General features: G+C 65.7%; 34 protein-coding genes. All 34 read left to right on the top strand.

What is annotated here, in order from left to right; all coding sequences use genetic code 11:
* Window positions 1-5 precede the first annotated feature (5 nt).
* The 34 genes from BO226_RS19425 (at window position 6) to BO226_RS19275 (ending at window position 16,767) form a co-directional block, all read left to right on the top strand.
* Window positions 6-263, top strand: coding sequence for a hypothetical protein (locus tag BO226_RS19425; protein WP_071935955.1), 258 nt, complete (start codon window positions 6-8; stop codon window positions 261-263).
* Window positions 260-448: a hypothetical protein gene (locus BO226_RS19420; protein WP_071935954.1), complete on the top strand. Its 189-nt coding sequence runs from the start codon at window positions 260-262 to the stop codon at window positions 446-448. Before BO226_RS19425 ends, BO226_RS19420 begins: the two co-directional genes overlap by 4 nt.
* The gene (locus tag BO226_RS19415) at window positions 445-675 is read left to right on the top strand and encodes a hypothetical protein (protein ID WP_071935953.1); all 231 of its coding nucleotides are present in this window, start codon (window positions 445-447) and stop codon (window positions 673-675) included. The genes BO226_RS19420 and BO226_RS19415 overlap by 4 nt, the downstream gene beginning before the upstream one ends.
* A gap of 379 nt (window positions 676-1,054) precedes the next feature.
* Complete coding sequence (locus BO226_RS27220) at window positions 1,055-1,228, top strand: hypothetical protein (protein ID WP_156895290.1); 174 nt, start codon at window positions 1,055-1,057, stop codon at window positions 1,226-1,228.
* Window positions 1,229-1,276: 48 nt separating this feature from the next.
* Entirely contained in the window at window positions 1,277-2,095 is an 819-nt protein-coding gene (locus BO226_RS19410) for a hypothetical protein (protein ID WP_071935952.1), read from the top strand.
* Window positions 2,092-2,472 (top strand): hypothetical protein, encoded by a 381-nt coding sequence (locus BO226_RS19405; protein WP_071935951.1) that lies wholly within the window; start codon window positions 2,092-2,094, stop codon window positions 2,470-2,472. The genes BO226_RS19410 and BO226_RS19405 overlap by 4 nt, the downstream gene beginning before the upstream one ends.
* On the top strand, window positions 2,469-3,248 hold the full coding sequence (locus tag BO226_RS19400) for a hypothetical protein (protein ID WP_071935950.1): 780 nt from the start codon (window positions 2,469-2,471) through the stop codon (window positions 3,246-3,248). The genes BO226_RS19405 and BO226_RS19400 overlap by 4 nt, the downstream gene beginning before the upstream one ends.
* Complete coding sequence (locus BO226_RS19395) at window positions 3,245-3,490, top strand: hypothetical protein (protein ID WP_156895288.1); 246 nt, start codon at window positions 3,245-3,247, stop codon at window positions 3,488-3,490. Before BO226_RS19400 ends, BO226_RS19395 begins: the two co-directional genes overlap by 4 nt.
* Window positions 3,487-3,615: a hypothetical protein gene (locus tag BO226_RS28460; protein WP_269666618.1), complete on the top strand. Its 129-nt coding sequence runs from the start codon at window positions 3,487-3,489 to the stop codon at window positions 3,613-3,615. Before BO226_RS19395 ends, BO226_RS28460 begins: the two co-directional genes overlap by 4 nt.
* On the top strand, window positions 3,612-3,887 hold the full coding sequence (locus BO226_RS19390; RefSeq protein WP_071935948.1) for a hypothetical protein: 276 nt from the start codon (window positions 3,612-3,614) through the stop codon (window positions 3,885-3,887). The genes BO226_RS28460 and BO226_RS19390 overlap by 4 nt, the downstream gene beginning before the upstream one ends.
* Entirely contained in the window at window positions 3,884-4,138 is a 255-nt protein-coding gene (locus tag BO226_RS19385) for a hypothetical protein (RefSeq protein WP_071935947.1), read from the top strand. The genes BO226_RS19390 and BO226_RS19385 overlap by 4 nt, the downstream gene beginning before the upstream one ends.
* Window positions 4,135-4,347, top strand: a complete 213-nt coding sequence (locus BO226_RS19380; protein WP_071935946.1) for a hypothetical protein — start codon at window positions 4,135-4,137, stop codon at window positions 4,345-4,347. The genes BO226_RS19385 and BO226_RS19380 overlap by 4 nt, the downstream gene beginning before the upstream one ends.
* Entirely contained in the window at window positions 4,344-4,712 is a 369-nt protein-coding gene (locus BO226_RS19375) for a hypothetical protein (RefSeq protein ID WP_071935945.1), read from the top strand. Before BO226_RS19380 ends, BO226_RS19375 begins: the two co-directional genes overlap by 4 nt.
* A complete protein-coding gene (locus BO226_RS19370; protein WP_071935944.1) occupies window positions 4,709-4,981 on the top strand; it encodes a hypothetical protein in 273 nt (90 codons plus the stop codon). Before BO226_RS19375 ends, BO226_RS19370 begins: the two co-directional genes overlap by 4 nt.
* Window positions 4,978-5,406: a hypothetical protein gene (locus BO226_RS19365; protein ID WP_232238001.1), complete on the top strand. Its 429-nt coding sequence runs from the start codon at window positions 4,978-4,980 to the stop codon at window positions 5,404-5,406. The genes BO226_RS19370 and BO226_RS19365 overlap by 4 nt, the downstream gene beginning before the upstream one ends.
* A complete protein-coding gene (locus BO226_RS19360; protein WP_083543689.1) occupies window positions 5,403-5,723 on the top strand; it encodes a glutaredoxin family protein in 321 nt (106 codons plus the stop codon). Before BO226_RS19365 ends, BO226_RS19360 begins: the two co-directional genes overlap by 4 nt.
* Window positions 5,720-5,842, top strand: a complete 123-nt coding sequence (locus BO226_RS28455) for a hypothetical protein (protein WP_269666617.1) — start codon at window positions 5,720-5,722, stop codon at window positions 5,840-5,842. The genes BO226_RS19360 and BO226_RS28455 overlap by 4 nt, the downstream gene beginning before the upstream one ends.
* A complete protein-coding gene (locus BO226_RS19355; protein WP_071935943.1) occupies window positions 5,839-6,033 on the top strand; it encodes a hypothetical protein in 195 nt (64 codons plus the stop codon). Before BO226_RS28455 ends, BO226_RS19355 begins: the two co-directional genes overlap by 4 nt.
* A gap of 41 nt (window positions 6,034-6,074) precedes the next feature.
* Window positions 6,075-6,866, top strand: a complete 792-nt coding sequence (locus tag BO226_RS19350; protein ID WP_071935942.1) for a phage antirepressor KilAC domain-containing protein — start codon at window positions 6,075-6,077, stop codon at window positions 6,864-6,866.
* Window positions 6,863-7,090 (top strand): hypothetical protein, encoded by a 228-nt coding sequence (locus BO226_RS19345; protein WP_071935941.1) that lies wholly within the window; start codon window positions 6,863-6,865, stop codon window positions 7,088-7,090. Before BO226_RS19350 ends, BO226_RS19345 begins: the two co-directional genes overlap by 4 nt.
* Window positions 7,087-7,431 carry a hypothetical protein gene (locus tag BO226_RS19340; protein WP_071935940.1) on the top strand — a complete coding sequence of 115 codons (345 nt, stop codon included), beginning with the start codon at window positions 7,087-7,089 and terminating at the stop codon, window positions 7,429-7,431. Before BO226_RS19345 ends, BO226_RS19340 begins: the two co-directional genes overlap by 4 nt.
* Window positions 7,431-7,622: a hypothetical protein gene (locus BO226_RS19335; protein ID WP_071935939.1), complete on the top strand. Its 192-nt coding sequence runs from the start codon at window positions 7,431-7,433 to the stop codon at window positions 7,620-7,622. Before BO226_RS19340 ends, BO226_RS19335 begins: the two co-directional genes overlap by 1 nt.
* Before the next feature lie 52 nt (window positions 7,623-7,674).
* On the top strand, window positions 7,675-8,589 hold the full coding sequence (locus tag BO226_RS19330) for a hypothetical protein (protein WP_071935938.1): 915 nt from the start codon (window positions 7,675-7,677) through the stop codon (window positions 8,587-8,589).
* Window positions 8,590-8,627: 38 nt separating this feature from the next.
* Window positions 8,628-9,878, top strand: a complete 1,251-nt coding sequence (locus BO226_RS19325; RefSeq protein WP_071935937.1) for an HNH endonuclease — start codon at window positions 8,628-8,630, stop codon at window positions 9,876-9,878.
* Entirely contained in the window at window positions 9,868-10,596 is a 729-nt protein-coding gene (locus tag BO226_RS19320) for a hypothetical protein (protein WP_071935936.1), read from the top strand. Before BO226_RS19325 ends, BO226_RS19320 begins: the two co-directional genes overlap by 11 nt.
* Window positions 10,593-11,039, top strand: a complete 447-nt coding sequence (locus BO226_RS19315) for a DUF6221 family protein (RefSeq protein WP_071935935.1) — start codon at window positions 10,593-10,595, stop codon at window positions 11,037-11,039. Before BO226_RS19320 ends, BO226_RS19315 begins: the two co-directional genes overlap by 4 nt.
* A complete protein-coding gene (locus BO226_RS19310) occupies window positions 11,036-11,224 on the top strand; it encodes a hypothetical protein (protein ID WP_156895284.1) in 189 nt (62 codons plus the stop codon). The genes BO226_RS19315 and BO226_RS19310 overlap by 4 nt, the downstream gene beginning before the upstream one ends.
* Window positions 11,214-11,579 (top strand): hypothetical protein, encoded by a 366-nt coding sequence (locus BO226_RS19305; RefSeq protein WP_071935933.1) that lies wholly within the window; start codon window positions 11,214-11,216, stop codon window positions 11,577-11,579. Before BO226_RS19310 ends, BO226_RS19305 begins: the two co-directional genes overlap by 11 nt.
* A gap of 127 nt (window positions 11,580-11,706) precedes the next feature.
* A complete protein-coding gene (locus BO226_RS19300) occupies window positions 11,707-11,889 on the top strand; it encodes a hypothetical protein (protein WP_156895282.1) in 183 nt (60 codons plus the stop codon).
* Window positions 11,889-12,251, top strand: coding sequence for a hypothetical protein (locus BO226_RS19295; protein WP_071935931.1), 363 nt, complete (start codon window positions 11,889-11,891; stop codon window positions 12,249-12,251). Before BO226_RS19300 ends, BO226_RS19295 begins: the two co-directional genes overlap by 1 nt.
* A gap of 122 nt (window positions 12,252-12,373) precedes the next feature.
* Entirely contained in the window at window positions 12,374-12,760 is a 387-nt protein-coding gene (locus BO226_RS19290; protein ID WP_071935930.1) for a hypothetical protein, read from the top strand.
* A 55-nt stretch (window positions 12,761-12,815) separates the two neighbouring features.
* Window positions 12,816-14,237 (top strand): terminase, encoded by a 1,422-nt coding sequence (locus BO226_RS19285; protein WP_232238000.1) that lies wholly within the window; start codon window positions 12,816-12,818, stop codon window positions 14,235-14,237.
* 14 nt (window positions 14,238-14,251) lie between these two features.
* Entirely contained in the window at window positions 14,252-15,547 is a 1,296-nt protein-coding gene (locus BO226_RS19280; RefSeq protein WP_071935928.1) for a phage portal protein family protein, read from the top strand.
* 11 nt (window positions 15,548-15,558) lie between these two features.
* Window positions 15,559-16,767 (top strand): head maturation protease, ClpP-related, encoded by a 1,209-nt coding sequence (locus BO226_RS19275; RefSeq protein WP_071936521.1) that lies wholly within the window; start codon window positions 15,559-15,561, stop codon window positions 16,765-16,767.

The raw sequence follows: 16,767 nt of genomic DNA, 5'->3' as shown, positions 1-16,767 counted from the left end.
TCATCATGACGACGAACGACCTCACCGACATCGATCTCCGCGCTGTAGCAAACGAACTCGGACCGCAGTACGCCATCCTGCACTGTCCGCCGATCACCCTGCCGTGGTTCTCGAGCGACGAGAGCGCCGTGATCGCCTTCGACGAGGCCACCGGCGTCCGTATCGCCACCACCGGCCCGCTGAGCCGCGCAACCCGCATCGAGCTGGCGACCGCACTCGTCGCCACGATCCTCGAAGACCCGGAGCAGGGGAGCGACCGATGAGCCACGGTCTCGAGAAGAAGCGTCAGGACGTCGGCGGATACCCGGCCGATGGCTACCCGCCCCCGGGTGTCGTTGTCGACCGGATTCAATCCCTGCTGCGTACGTGGAGCCAGTTCGGCACCGGCGGCGAGGACAACATGATCGCCGAGCTGCACGAGGCCCTCGGAACGGATGCGAACCGATGACCGACAACCTCGACGGGCCGCTGCCCAAGAAGACGCTCAACCTCTTCACGATCGCCGAGGTCCTCCTTGTCGTCGCCGTCCTGACCTTCGCTGCACTCGACTGGGGCTGGCTTGTCCTGCTCACCGGCTGGGCGCTGCTGAACGTCGCCTTCGTCCGCGCTCGTGTCCTCCGCGTCTACCGCCGCGAGCTCGTCGATGCAGCGAACAACGGAGCGAGAATCCAGTGACCAATACCTCGCCAATGTTCAGCGCATTCGCCCTGTGCCACCTGTGCGCCGGGGTCGTCGTCGACGAAGAACAACACCAACGCTTCCACGAAGGGATCGTGAAGGCGTTCGAGGACCGAGACAAAGCTGTTCAGAAGGGTTTCAAGCAGCATGCCGACGCGGTCCGACGAGTGCTGCGCAGAGCGGGATTAGTGAAGCCGGAACCGAAACCTCGACCACGGACACCGCCTACGGACGTGCAAGGCGGAATGTGCAGTAAGTGCGCTGGAGGGCTCGTCACCGCCGGCATCGACCCTCAGATCCCAACCCGGAAATCCGATGCGACCGTGCCGTATCTGGTCTGCGTCGGATGTCTTCGTGAGATCCGCCGGGGCTGACCGTGACCGACGATCCCCACGCGAAATACCGCGTCACAGACAGCGTTCCGGTTGCATCCGCGATCTTGTCAGCCGCGGCGAACGTGCCACCCGTCGTCCGGCTCTGCTCGGTCTGCGACGAGCAGCTGCCCGCCGGCGTCGTCAAGCACGTGCAGTGCCGGGCCTGGACTGCCTGAGATCCCCAGTCCCCTCGAAACGCCACACCCCGCACCGGAAGGACAGCAGTGACCACCATCTGCGTCTCCACCCACGACCTGCGACGCGCATGCACCGCAGTCGTCCCGCACGCCAACCCGAAGATCGAGATCCTTGACCGGGTGCGCTTCACCATCGACCCGCACAACATCACGCTCACCGCCACCGACGGCTGGACATCCGGACTTGCCATCGTCTCCATCTGGGAAACCGAGAACGACATCATCCCGATCCCCGAGGACGGCATTCTCGTCGATCTCGCGTCCGAGCAGATCCGCAAGATCCTTTCCGTCTTCAAGGCGCCGGCCGACAAGGGCGACGAGCCCGAAGCGATCCTGCAGATCGAGGTCGGCGACAACTACGTGAAGATCGCCGACGTCTCCGGCCTGCCCGGCATCGACGGCCAAGCCCTTGAGCTGCCCCGCATGGACACCTACACCGGGTTCGCGGACGTCGCCCACACCATCTCCCGCATCCGCTGCATGCCCGAAACTGCGCTCACCACCGTGAACATGAGTCCGAAGATCGTGTCCGCGTTCACCGCAGCCGCCAAGGCCTACAACGAAACGATCCAGATCACCGCACACTCCGAGTCCCGGACGCTCACCGTCGTCATCGGCGAATCGTTCCTCGGACTCCTCACCCCGGTGCAACTCACCGACGAAGAACGCGCGCGTCACCTGCAGTGGGCCGACGCGTGGGACGTCCGGCTGCCGGCGGCCGACTCGCTCCCACGCAATGCAACGAAGGACACCACCATCACCTCGGTGCTCAAGGAGGGTGCCGGGCTCCTGGTCGAGGCCGGCGTGACGTCGATCAGCTTCTCGGCGAAGGACGGCGACCAGTGAGCACCGAGACGTACATCCTCACCGGCACCGCCCGTGACGCACTCGAGTCGCTTCTCGACGGCCTTGACCCAATCACCGAAGCCACCCCTGCTCGCGAGCAGCCTGCCCGGCGCGAGCTGCAGCAAGTCCCCGTCCCGGTCCATGAGTTCGCCGCGGTCCGCAACCGGATGTGGGCGATGCGCGACTACCCGGACCCTCCGGAGGGCCTCGTGAAGATCCTCGCCGCGGCGATCGTCTCGTGGGAGCAGGAATCCTCCTCGCCCCACACGAGCGTCGAGGCCGCGACCACCTTCCGTGCGTGTGCCTGGGAACTCCGCCAGATCCTCAAGGACTTTCCCGAACAGACCGCTCAGATCACCAAGGAGCAGACCCGATGACCGACCGCCCGATCGTGTTCCTCGACACCGAGACCAACGGACTGCACGCCGACCGTCGGCCGTGGGAGATCGCGTGGATCCGCCGCGACGTAGACGGCACCGAAACCGAACAGTGCTTCCAGATCGCCGACGTCGACAACACCAATGCCGAACTGAAAGGCCTGCAGGTCGGTCGGTTCCACGAACGATTCAAGGGCGGACCGAAGGCATCGTGGTCGCTCACCATCGAGAGCGCTCTGGTGCCGCGCGATCAGCGGGCCATTCTCCTCGAGGTTGATGCCGCGATAGAGGTCGAGAAGGCAACCCGCGGCGCGATCATCGTCGGCGCGGTCCCGAACTTCGACACCGAGACCCTCGCCGCCATGCTCCGCCGACACAAGCTCTGCCCGTCCTGGCACTACCAGCTCGTCGACGTCGAAACCCTCGCCGCCGGATGGCTCGCTGTCAATTCCGCGCTGTGCCCCGCAGACTCACCCGCCCTCACCGAGAAGAGGACCCAGCGGTACGAGAAGGAACAGCAGCTCCGGGATGCCTACAAGGACGGCAACTTCGAGAAGATCCAAGCCGCAGAGAAGGCGGTCTGCGACGCGCAGGACGCCGAGAGTCGCGAGTGGGAGAAGTCTGCAGCCGAGTTCGTCGCCCCGCCGTGGCGCTCGGACGATCTCTCACGAGCCTGCGGAGTTGAACCACCAACCGAGGACGAACGGCACACCGCGCTCGGTGATGCCCGCTGGGTGAAGCGTTGGTACGACCACATCATGGGCGGTGCAGCATGACCATGTCCTCCACCCTCGAAGTCTGGGACTGCCGTAAGTGCGAGTCGATCCGCTCCGCCCCGTGCGGCGGCGTGTGCCTGCCCGCAGACAACGTCTCGCGCGAATCGACCCGGCCACTCGCCACGCACGGAGCGGCGCACCACGCCTGGGTCGCCTACGCCGAGTCCCAGGGATACGACCGCGCCGAAGCCGAAGCCATGACCACGCTCGAGCTGATCGCTGCGCTCGGAGTCGGACTGTGAACGCCGCGGCCGCCGCCGTCGTCGTCGCGTGCGTCGCCCTCGCGACCGGCACCGGCCTCGGCGTGTACCGCTTCGCGGTGTGGTTCGCCGGCACACAGGACGACCGGGAGCAGGTGTGGGGATGAGCGACTACAGGGGAGGGGATCCCGGTGCCGATCCCGCCGACGAATGGGATGCCTCAGATCGCGAATCGTATTCCGCCGGCGGATGGATTCCGGGCGGTCAGATCATTGTCGATCTGGACCCCGAGGAGTGCATCGTTGCTCGCCGCGAAGGGAAGTGGCAGTGCATCCGTGCCCACGACCACGGCGACCAGCCGGTCGTCAACACGCTCAACCTCTGTGAGACAGACCTGTTCGTAGAGGCGGCCAACCGCGACAGAGAAGAGAAGTCATGAGTGCCATCGACGACTACCGCAAGACCATCACAATCGGCCCCGACGGAATCCGCGTCGGCGACACGCTCCTGCCCGGATGTATCGGGCGCGACATCATCGTGCGACCGGACGCGGGACTCAAAGACCATTGGACCGTCGAACTAGTCCTCCTGACCGGAATGCCGCCCGTATTCGAAGGGGGCGTAACCCTCGGCCCCGACGACACCGTAATCAGCGCCGCCGAGACGGCACCTGAAGACGGTTCGCAGTGAAGAACCCCGACAAGGCCCGCGCACGCGAAGTGCGGATCAGCGGACAGCTCGCAGAGACGATCGCCGCGCACGCCGTCCGAGCGATCGGCCCCCAGGGAACCGTCCTGAAGGTCACCGACGAAGCGGATGCCTCGCTGATCCGAGCAACGTTCATCGCCCGGCTCGCCGAGACCGCAACGAAACTCGCGAACGGAGAACCCCTCAAATGAGCATCCGAGACGAATTCGCCCAGGAGTTCAAGAAGCACGCGATGCGCTCTTGGGACTCCAGGAAACCCGCCGAGGAACAGACGGTGTGCCAGTGCGGATGGGTGGGCGGTGACCTCCTGGGACACCAGCTCAACGAGGTCTCAAAACGATTCGGCATCGTCGAACTGCCCGAGCCGGAGAAGGACAAGTGGGGCAACCCCGACTTTTCCAACGAACACATTCGCCTGACCGTGTACTCGTACTCCCGCACTCAGCTCGAGGTTCCCGAGTACTTCGGCGTCAACGACGGCGTCAACTCATTCCAGTTGCGGGACCTGGCTGCTCGGTGTCTCGCAGCCGCGAACCGAGCGGAGGCACAGTCGTGAGCGATCCGACGACCCCCGAAACGCGCACGATCCGCGTCGAAGTCGCTATCAACACCGACAACCTGCGGAAGTGGGCCGAGTGGCACGCCGACCACCGCCACCCTGACGTCGCACACGCGCTCTACCGAGCGGCTGAACGCTACGACGACCAGGCATCCGCTCTTGACCGTGTCCGCGCGCTCACGGTCAACCCGGACGGCACCCCGCATGGAGCAAAAGCGCTGATCCCTCTGTGGAGGATCTGCAAAGCCTTGGACGGTGACGCATGAGCGATCCGACGACACCCGAAGGTCGCGCCGAACTTCGCGAGCAACTCGGTCTGTACATCCTCGACCTCGACTACACCGAACCGCCGCTGTCCATGAACAAGCGAATGCACTGGGCACCCCAGTCACGCATCATCCGCGAGATCCGCACGAAGGCATGGCTCCTCGCAATGCAAGCCAAGGTCCCCACGGGATGCGAACACGTCACCGTGTGCCTCCACTACCGGCCAAAGATCAACCGCCGGCAGGACGAGGACAACCTCGTGCCCATCCTCAAAGCCGCCTGCGACGGACTCGTCGACGCCGACGTCGTCCCGGACGACACACCGAAGTACATGCAGAAGCTGATGCCAGTGATCCACCCAGCCGAGAAGGGCCGCGCCGGCACGATCTGGCTGACCATTGCCCCGATTGGAGACTCCCAGTGACCAACCCTGTTCCCGTGACCCTGTTCGCGAAGACGACCGGCTGCCAGCAGTGCGTCGCCACGAAACGCCACCTCGACCGCCAGGGCACCCCGTACGAACTGCGCTACGTCGACCAGGACCCGGAGGCCGCCGCCGCGGTGAAACTCCTCGGCTACCAGGCCGCACCGGTCATCGTGGCCGGCGACATGCACTGGACCGGATTCCGACCGGACAAGCTCAACGCGCTCGGGCGCCTGCACACGATCGCCGCAGACATCGCCGAGCTGGACGCGACAGCCGAAGCCTGGCTCACCGAGCTCGAATCGAGCGCGGCATGAAGACACTCGCGACCATCGCCGGGATCGGAAACCTGTGCACCGCCGGCGTGCTGACCATGTCCGCCATCGTCTTCGACATGACCGGCACCGCCCTCATCCACCTCGGAGAAGACAAATGACCCCCGAAGAGAAGCGCGCAGTCGCCGCGCAGGTCCTCACTGAGCGCGCGGACGAATTGGAGGGCATGGCCACCCGATTCAAGGCCGAAGACCCCCTCGTGGGAGCGGCAGCGAGCGTCATCGTCGACCACCTACGGGGCTACATCAAGTACCGGCTGCCATACGACTTCGAAGACCTCGACCACGACTGACAACCCCCACCCGCCGAGACTCAGGAAGGACCGGAACCGACATGAGCACTCTCGACCTGTTCGCCCCCGTCGACGCGTTACCGTTCGACGCCATCCGCCAGGTCCGCGCCGACGGCACCGAGTTCTGGTCCGCTCGCGACCTCATGACCGCCATGGCGTACGGCCAGTGGAAGAACTTCCTCACTCCACTCACCCGCGCATGGAAGACGGTAGAGAACCAGGGGCACGACCCGGAGACCCACTTTTCCCGATCGGGAAAAGTCGCCCCGTCCGGACCCGCTGCCCAGGATTACGAACTCACCCGGTTCGCCGCCTACCTCATCGCGATGAACGGTGACCCGCACAAGCCGGAGGTCGCCGCGGCGCAGGCGTACTTCGCGATCCAGACCCGCATCGCCGAGACCACCCCGGCACGGCCCGCGGTCCCGCAGACGTACGCCCAGGCCCTCCGCGCGGCAGCCGACGAGGCAGAACGCGCGGAAGCCGCAGAACGGAAGGTCGCCGAACTCGAGCCTCGCGCGCAGGTCGCCGACGAACTGATGAACGCCGAAGGGCTCTACACACTCCAGGCCGCCGCGAAGGCCATGCACTGGGGTCCGAACGTGTTCTTCCGCGACCTACGTCGACTGGGGATCCTGCAGAGCAACAACCTGCCCTACCAGCGGTACGCACATCACTTCGAGGTGAAACTCGGCACCCGTCAGCACCCAAAGACGAAAGAGACGATCCCGACCACGCGCACGTTTGTGAAGCCATCTGCGCTGCCGTTCCTGCGGAAGAAGCTCCACGGCGTCGATGAGCCGGTGCAGTTCGTGAACGGAGCAGACGCATGACCCCGCCCCGCGACCTCGCCGACGCGCAGACCCGCATCGACCAGCTCGAACAGCAACTGTCTGAGATTCGCGTCTACGCCGAGCGAATCCGAACCGACGACATCAACGCGGTAGAGCTCCCCGGGGATCCCGACCGCATGATCGTGATCGTCGCGATCTTGGCCGCCATGACCGGCGTCGGTGACCGCATCCTGACGATCCTCGACGGGAAGGCTGACCGATGAGCAAGTACTGGATGGACACCTACTGCGCCGCGACCCTCGAAGCCGCACCCGGCCACAAATGCCTGTGTACGCACCACCGCCCCCTCCACCCCAGCCCGCACCGATGCGCCTGCGGACACCTGTGGGGCGACCCGTTCGTGGAGATGACCTACGACGAACAGCGCGCCTTCCTCGGCTTGAAGGACGTGCGGGGGGAACTGGCCTGGCAACGGATCGGTCGTCAGTTCAAGGGCATCGCGGCGGCATTCCAGAAGCTCGGAGAGGACATCCGTGTCAGCCTCAAGCTCGCCGGCGTCGACCCCGATGACCCGGACAGCTGGGCGTTGGCAGGGGAGAAGTAATGGCCATCGTCGATGCGCGAGCGCGCTTCCTCGCCGCAATGACCACTGAGTGCCCGGTGTGCTGGCGCGACTGCACTCTCACCGATGCCCGCAAGGTCCGGTTCCACCGCGACACCCGTGGCGAATCCTGCCCGATGTCCGGCAAGGAACTGCCGCCGCACCCGCTGGAACCGCTCACACCACGCCGCTGACCGACCGCCTCACCTCCCGATTCGCCGCCTGCCATCCCGAAGGACACCTCCGATGAACGAACGCCACCGCCCACGGATCTTTACCGCACCGAAGCTCTGGGATGAAGAATCGATGCTCGCCGCGGACTTTGCTTCGGTCAGCGAGGTCGCTGATCGGCCGCTCGATACGTGGCAGCACTTCGTGCTCGAGAAGGCCGCACGCATCATGCCCAGGCCTGCCGGTGTGCCCAGGCCTTCCCGACCCGCCTGGTCTGCATCTGAAGTCGGTGTCCTCGCCGGCCGACAGAACGGCATGACCGCTCTCGCCGAATCCCGCGAGCTCGGCGGCATGTACGTCCTCGGCGAGAACGTCGTCCACACCACCGTGAATCGTGAGTCAGCGCGCAATGCGATGATCCGGACAGCCCGGATCATCAAGTCCTGCCCTCACCTGGACCGCCTGGTAGAGACGATGTACTGGACTCGAGGTGAGGAAGAAATCAGGCTGGTCCTCGGCGGATCCATCAAGTTCCGTGCCCGCGGCAGCGCCCGTTCGATCGACAGCGCGCACGGTGCCGACCTGCTCGTCATCGATGACGCCACGGAGATCGATGACTTCTGGTGGATGAGCGCCGTCGGCGCCCGGCCTGAGAGCTGGCGTCGCACCGCGCAGCAGGTCTGGTACCTCGGCACCGCCGTCGACCGGACACGACACCCCCGCGGCCGGGTGTTCTCACGGATCCGGCATCGCGGCCTGACCCGAACCGACCCGTACCTGTGCTGGGTCGAATACTCCGCGCCCGACGACCGCCACGACGACGGGACGCTCCGGATCGACCCGATCGCCCGGTACCGGATCAACCAGGCCAACCCCAGCGCGCGTGCTCGCTACGAGGTGATTCAGCACCTCTACCACCTCCTGGACCTGCGTACCTACGAGACCGAGTTCCTCGGCATCGGCGATTGGCACACCCCCGAATCCGCCTGACCCGACGGTCCTCGATCTGAAACACACGAAGAGGTGCAGTGTTCTTCCAATGCGATGATCAGCTCCCGACATCCCGAAAACACCGGGAACTGATCGAACAAGTTCTCCACAACCGACTCGACGGCATCGCCGCGATCGGACTGTGGACGATGGCCGGCACCGACTGCCAGGCCGCAGGAGGCGACGGCGTCGTCAAACGCGCCGACACCATCCGGATCATGCTCGACCCCCGCGTCGCCGACCACCTCGCCGCGCAGCTCGTCGCCGTCGGACTCTGGCACGCACCCGGCCACGACTGCCCACGCTGTCCCCCCGTCGCCGACGGAACATACCTATTTCACGACTGGTTCGACCTCGGCTACGACCCCGCAGCGAAAGTCGACATCACCCGCCGCAAACGGAAGGAGCTGAAAGACGCCGTCATCCTGAACTCGGTCTGGGCACGCGACTGCATCGACCCTGCGAAGCCGAACGAAGCGAAGTGCCGCTACTGCGGCACCGTCGTCCGCCGCAAGGACACCCGATCGCAGACCGGCCGCCGACCCCAACTCGACCACGTCGACCCCACCCGCGCAGACGGCGCACGCAACATCGTCGTCTCCTGCGCGGACTGCAACGGCCGCAAAGGCAACCGCACCCCCGCCCAGGCGGACATGGTCCTGCTGCCACCGCCCCGTGCCAACGTCTCGCCGCAACCGACCGCTGCTGAGTCCGTCTCGCCGCACCACACCGACGCTGAGCCCGTCTCGCCGGCACCCGCCGCCGCAGAGACCAGCTCGCCGGTGAACCGCGCCGCAGAGACCACCTCGCCGGTCACACGCGCCGCTGAGAACATCCGCACGACCAGCAGTGACGCGACCAAATCCCGACCAAATCCGGACCACACACCCGACCACCCGAAACGAGGTGTCCCCGCGCGGGCGACGCGCGCGGGCGCGGGCATGGGAGGGTTAGGGCAGGGTAAGGGTTCTTGTACTGGGTTACCCGAGCAAGAACCTCACGTGAGATCTCCTCGCAAACGACGTCGACGCGGAAAAGGCAGATCCCACCACCAGACCGAGACTGCCTATCCCAGCCAGCAGGTCACCTCACCTCCCGTCATTCCCACACCCCAGTGGGATGCCGGCCCCGCACCCGAAGTCCCGACCCCAGGTCGGTTCGGATCCCCGTGGCACGGATGGACCGGACCCCCGTCGACCGTCGGCGACGAGACCGATTGCCCAACCCACCATCTGCCCGAGCCGTGCTGGAAGTGCGCACCGCCGGAAGGACACCCGCATGACCACTGACCAGACACCGACCCACGCCTGCCGCGCCGGCGGATTCTGCCGCGGCCGCACCCGCGACCCCGAGACCGGCCAGTGGATCCCGGCCCTGACCATCCGACCCCGGTTCCTGTGCGAGGGCTGCATCCGCGCCGTCACCGCCGCGGCCACCGCGCTGTGGCAGGACTACCTCGCCCTGTACCGAGCCTTCGGCGACACCAGCATCACCGGCCCGGCCACCGGACCGCGCGTCACCTCGCCGACACCCGCGGTCCCGGTGAACGTGCACACCGACGCACTCATGGGCGAGATCGCTGATACCGCACACCGATGCGCCACCGTCATCGCCGAACGCCTCGCACTCGACACCGATCCGGACGAACGCGCCGTCGGACACAACCTCGACCTGGTCGAGAAGAACATCGAGGTCCTGCTCATGGTCCCCGAGCACGACGCGATGGTCTGGCTGCCCGGTGGCGAACAGTGGGAGTCCACTACCCAGGACGGGGTGAGCCTCGCGCTGCGCCTGGTCGACCTGCACCGCCGCGCCTCGTCGACGCTCGGCGTGACCCGTGGTCGGGATCGGATGCCGTTGCCGTGCCCCCGCTGCGAAGAGTCTCAGCTCGGTCGCTGGCACGGCAGTGAGCTGATCGACTGCCTCGCGTGCGGATGCTCGTGGACCGAGTTCGACTACCGACGCATGACCACCATCCTCGCCACCGACTACCAGGAGTTCGCATGACGATCATCGAGTTCATTGAAGCCCGTATCGCCGAAGACGAGCAGATCGCAACCAAAGCCGGGACAGGCAAGTACGCCCGGTGGGATTACGCAGGTGACTGTGACTCCGCATCGAATGGCGAGGTGTACTACCCCGACACACGGACCGTCATCAGGCACATGAACGGCCACGAGTCGATCAGCTATGACTGCGTCACTTGTGACAGCGAGGGATTGACACCTTCGGTGACTGAGGAGATAGGCCCGCACATCGCTCGCCACGACCCGGCCCGCGTGCTGCATGAGGTTGAAGCGAAGCGAAAGCTGCTCGATCTCAGTCGCCGGTGGCTGGTGTCCCGTGGGGGTCAGGACGGTGAGATGAGCCGGAAGAACGCTCTCGACATCCTCCGCCTACTGGCTGCGCCGTACTCCGATCATCCCGACTACCAGAAGGAGTGGGCGTGAACATCCTCCACATCCCGCACCATTGCGAACTTCCGTCCATCAGTTCCTACCCGTACAACACCGTGATGGAGTGCGAGGACTGCAGCCAGATCTGGGTAAGGAAATACGGCGAGTGGGTTCGACTGAGTTGGTATCACTTCGAAGCCCGGCGACATCTGGTGAAGAAGCGGACCGATGAGCGCTGACCCGTGGCCATGGCCGGCCGACACCCAACTCGACCGCGCCCGCCGTATCGCCCAGTCCTACCGCGAGGCACTGCTCGAACTCGACGCCGCTCGGTGTATGCAGCTCGATGACCGTGCCCGATCACTGGGACAGCCGTGGGTCGTGCCCGAGTTGCTCACCATCGACCATGACACCGTGATGAATGCGACCGACCTCGCGGTCGAGCTCCACATCCCGGCCGCGACTATTCGAGGGTGGGCACACCGCGGCGAGTTACCCAAGATCCCGATGATCCGCGGTGTCGGATACCGGTTCGGTGACGTGCTCGAACTCATGGCAGCTCGTCGTCGATCCCGCATCGGCCGACGCAACTGACACGCGGAGAACGAACACTGGCTTGCACTCGTGAAGTGTTTCAGCAACACTGGTGCCAACGGCCGACGTGTATCTCGAACACGTCGGCCGAAGTGTTTTCCACAGCAGGCGAGCGGGGGTGAACCTCGTGAGCGATGAGGCGACCATCGAGCTGTGGCCGGTCAACATCCGAACCGGACTGTGGTGCACCACCTGTCACTTGCCGAGCATGGTCGAGTTCGACCTGGCAATGATCGGGAACGAAGGCGTGACCGTGATCGGTGAGACCAGCAGCGTGTGCACCGAGTGTCCGAGCGAAGGCCCCGACTGATGTCGACGACGACCGCCCGCGGATTGGGTTGGGATCACCAGAAGACCCGGGAACGACTGCTGCGTAACCACGTCGACGGCACACCGTGCTGGTGGTGCTCGCTGCCGATGTTCCGCAACCGCACCAACAACTGGGACCACGACCCGACATCGAACGATCCGGCCTCCGGATCGCTTGCCGCCGACCACAGTCAGGCGCGAGTGCACGGCGGAACCCAGGCCGATCGACTGCTCCACGGCACCTGCAACAAGGAGCGCCAGGACGGCCGGCGGGACCATCTTCGGCCTGCTGTCACCGGCCACCGAATCGGCGCCGAGGAGAGTGAAGAACCGCTCGGCATTAGGCTGCTTCCCTGGCCCTGACCTGCGGATATACCCCACCCCCGAAAATTATCGAGGGGGTGGGGGTCTCCTGACTGGCCTCTTCCTCAGTCAGGAATCTCTCTCCGACATTTTTTTCCACAGACCAAATCGGAGGTGAAAAAGTGACGACCGACACGCCTCCGGACGACGGCCTCGACGCCGAACCCACCCCCGAAAACGACGACGATCAGACCTTCGATCCCGACGTTCTGTCGGTGGCCGAGGCGGCGCGAAGCGGATCACGGCGCGCGCTGATGGTGGCGATTCGAGACCGGATCGCGGAAGCGGTGACGGACAGCGACTGCCCACCGCGAGATCTGGCGTCGCTGACGAAGCGACTGCAGGACACCGCGAACGAGATCGAGGCGATCGATGCGCGAGCTGCAGAGGACGTTGAGAACGACCCCGGTCGGATCCGGGAGTTGGAGGCAGCGTTGCGTGCGGTCGCTCCCGGTCACCCGCTACTGACAGGCAGTGTCGATGACAGGTTCGACGCGTCGACTCTCTGAGGTTGCACGTCATCTGGTGATCCCGGAGGGGATTGTCACCTCGAATTTCCCTCGGGTGTATCGCCGCCTGCAGGACGTCGGTGTCTCGTTCGATCGGTGGCAGGAAGGCTTCGGCCAGATCGCGCTCGGGTGCAACGCGGCGGGGAAGTACGCCGCATCGGTCGGCGGTGTGGTCGCCTCGATTCCGCGTCAGGTCGGCAAGACCTACACGGTGGGCAACCTGATCATCGGCATGTGCCTGGAGTTCCCAGGCCTGCGCGTGATCTGGACCTCGCACCACAACCGGACGACGACGAACACCTTCCGCTCGATGCAGTCGATGGTGCGCAAGAAGAAGATCTGGCCGTACGTCGCCGCGATCCGCACTGCCAACGGTGAACAGGAGATCGTCTTCACCAACGGGTCGATCATCATGTTCGGCGCTCGCGAGCAGGGCTTCGGTCGAGGCATGGAAGCCATCGACGTCGAGGTGTTCGACGAGGCGCAGATCCTCGGCGTGAAGGCGCTCGAGGACATGGTGCCGGCCACCAACGCGGCGAAGAATCCGCACGGTGGTCTGCTGTTCTTCATCGGCACACCACCGCGCCCGACCGACGACGGCGAATCGTTCACGAAGAAACGGAAGAAGGCGCTCGCCGGGCTGACAGACGGTCAGGTGTACGTGGAGATCTCCGCGGACCCGGACACCGACCCGGACGACCAGTCGAAGTTCGGCACGTTCAACCCGTCGTATCCGCACCGCACTCCGCTGGAGTCGATGCTGCGTATGCGGGAGAACATCCCGGATGACGAAGCCTGGCGCCGTGAGGCGATGGGCATCTGGCCGGATGACGACGACCAGGGCCCGCCCACATGGCAGCTCGTCACCGAGCTGCAGTGGCACGGACTCGTGGACTTCCCGGAACTGACCGGCACGATCGGCGCGGGCATCGCCCGCGTCGGCTCCCGGTGGGTGATCGCCGGTGCGCAACGCACCGTCGACGACCGGATCCACGTCGAGGTCGGCTACATGCGTACGGCAACCAACCCCGAGATCGTCGACCTGATCGGGCGGATCGACGACGTGCTCGAACCGTGCGCGATCGCCACTGACAGTCGTTCACCGGCCGCGGTGCTCGAACCGATGATGAAGACCGCCGGCATCGAACTGATCAAGTCCACAACGAACCAAGCGGCGCTGATGAGTCAGGGATTCGTCGACGACGCCGAGGACGGACTGATCAGCCACACCGGTCAGCGTGAACTCGGCTACGCGCTCGAACACGCAGCCAAACGGTCGCTGCCCCGCGGGGACTGGGTCGTTGACGCCGGGGGAGACCCCGAAGTCGCACCGATGCTGGCCGTGATCATCGCTCGATGGGCGCTGATCACCTTCGAATCCCGCGTGGCCGGCGCATCGGCCGCACCGACATTCGAGCGCACCAACCATGCCGGTGGACCGGTCGACTCGTTCGACCCGTTGACCGCCGCGTTCTAGACGAGGAGGTGACCATGGCTGAAACCGCACGTCCCTCAACAGAATTGGGATACGTACACGGTGGTGGAACCGAGTGGCAGCAGTGGGACCACACCGAGAAAGTCCCCGAGCTGCAGTGGCCCGAGTCGGTGAACGTCTTCAGCCGGATGGGCCGCGAGGACGGCCGAGCCTCCTCCCTGCTGCGAGCGATCGGTCTGCCGATCCGCCGCACCGGATGGCATCTCGACCCGAACGGCGCCCGTGACGAGGTCGTCGAGTTCGTCGCCCGCAACCTTCGGCTCGGGATCAAAGGCTCGGACTACCAGCCGACGACGCGCACGCGCGGACGCTTCTCGTGGCGTAGTCACCTGCAGCAGGCGCTCCTGATGCTGCAGTACGGGCACAGCTTCTTCGAGCAGGTCTATCAGTTCGACCAGGACGGAAGGATCAGTCTGCGCAAGCTCGCGCCCCGTCCGCAGCGCACGATCGCGAAGATCAACGTCGCGCTCGACGGTGGTCTCGAGTCGATCACGCAACAGCCGCCCGTCGGAAAGCTCACCGCAGCCTCGGCCATCCCGGACGGATTCACCATCCCCGTCTCGAGACTGGTCGCCTACGTGCACGAACCGGACCCCGGTCAGTGGCAGGGCAACTCGATCCTGCGGCCGGCCTACAAGCACTGGATCCTCAAGGACGAGTTCATGCGTACCCAGGCCGCCGCGGCCCGCCGCAACGGCATCGGCGTGCCGGTCGGTACCGCAGCCAGCGCCACCGACCAGGTCGAGGTCGATCACATGCGCGACCTGGCGTCGAACTTCAAGGGCGGCATGACCTCCGGCGTCGGTCTCGCCAATGGCCAGAAGCTCGAGCTGCTCAGCGTGCAAGGTGTGCTGCTCGACATTCAGAAAGCGATCGACTACCAGGACAAACAGATCGCTATCGCGGGCCTGGCGCACTTCCTGAACCTCGACACCGGTGGTTCGTTCGCAATGGCCAGCGTGCAGGAGGGCACGTTCACGCAGTCGGTGCAGACGCTCGGCGAGACCATCGCAGACGTCGGTACCGCTCACGTCGTCGAGGACCTCGTCGATCTGAACTGGGGCGAGGACGAGCCCGCACCGAAGATCGTGTTCGACGAGATCGGCTCGCGCCAGGACCTGACCGCATCCGCACTGAAGATGCTCATCGACGCCGGACTGATCCGCCTCGACCGGTCGCTCGAGGAGTACACGCGGCAGCAGTACGGACTGCCGGCCAAGGACACCCCGCCCCCATCCGAGCCGTGGACGCCCCCTTCCGGCCCGACCGAAACCGAGGGGACGACCACGTGAAGGAGACGACCATGACCATCCGCAACGGTGCCGGAGCACCCGGACGATCACGCGAGTGGTGCCGGATCAACGCGAAGGCCGGCGCCGCCACCGAGATCCTGATCTACGACGTGATCGGCAGCTACTGGCTCGACACCGACGCGCAGACAATCGCCACCCAGATCAAGGAGCTCGACTCCGACGAGATCGTCGTCCGGATCAACTCGCCCGGCGGCGACGCGTTCGACGGCATCGCGATCATGAACGCGCTGCGCGCGCACTCGGCGAAGGTCACCGTCCGAATCGACGGCCTGGCCGCGTCGGCCGCGTCGGTCATCGCAATGGCCGGAGACGAGATCATCATGGGCGAAGGCTCGCAGATGATGATCCACGAAGCGTGGCTCTACACCTCCGGCACCGCCGACTACCTGCGCGCCGAGGCCGACCGTCTCGACAAGATGACCGACTCGATCACCGCGGTCTATGCCCGCCGGGCCGGTGGGGAGTTCGACGAGTGGCGCGCACTGGTCGCCGCCGAAACCTGGTTCACCGCGGACGAAGCAGTCGCCGCCGGCCTGGCCGACAAGGTCGGTGCCAGCGCACCCGCCAGCGGTGAACTGTCCGCAGCGTTCAACCTCTCGCAGTTCCGTTTCGCCGGCCGGGAACATGCCCCGGCCCCCCGGATCCCCTCTGCCGAGGCGGTAGAGGACACCAACAGGAAGGAGGGCATCGTGCCCACCCTCAACGAAACTCTCGCCCAGCGCCTCGGCATCAACGCCGACGCCACCGACGAGACCATTCTGGCCGCCCTCGACGAGGCGCTCGCCGAGCAGGCACAGGAAACCGGAACCCAGGCATCCGCCGGCACCAGTGCCCCGACCGCCGAGCAGGTCGCTACCTACATGGAGCGCCACGGCCTCGTCGCCGTCGACCGTGCCCAGCACGAGGACTACATCGCCGCGGCCAACGAAGGCCGTGCAGCTCGCGCCCAGCAGCTCCGCGAAGCCGACGAGGCACTCGTCGACGGAGCGATCCGTGCCGGAAAGTTCGGGCCCGGCCGACGCGAGCACTGGCTCAACTCCTTGCAGCGCGACCGCGAGGGCGCCACCGAGGCCATCAACAGCCTCGCCGCCGGTCTCGTGCCGCTCGAGGAGGCCGGCCACGGCGTCGACCCGGAGCCCACCGGCGGTGCGGACTTCGCGGCCGTCGACAAGTTCAAGAACTGGATCGAGGAGAACTGA

It is taken from the genome of Rhodococcus sp. 2G, assembly GCF_001886355.1.
GTDB lineage: Bacteria > Actinomycetota > Actinomycetes > Mycobacteriales > Mycobacteriaceae > Rhodococcus > Rhodococcus pyridinivorans.
Note: the sequence above shows the minus strand (reverse complement) of the source record. Positions and strands in the feature narration are given on the sequence as shown.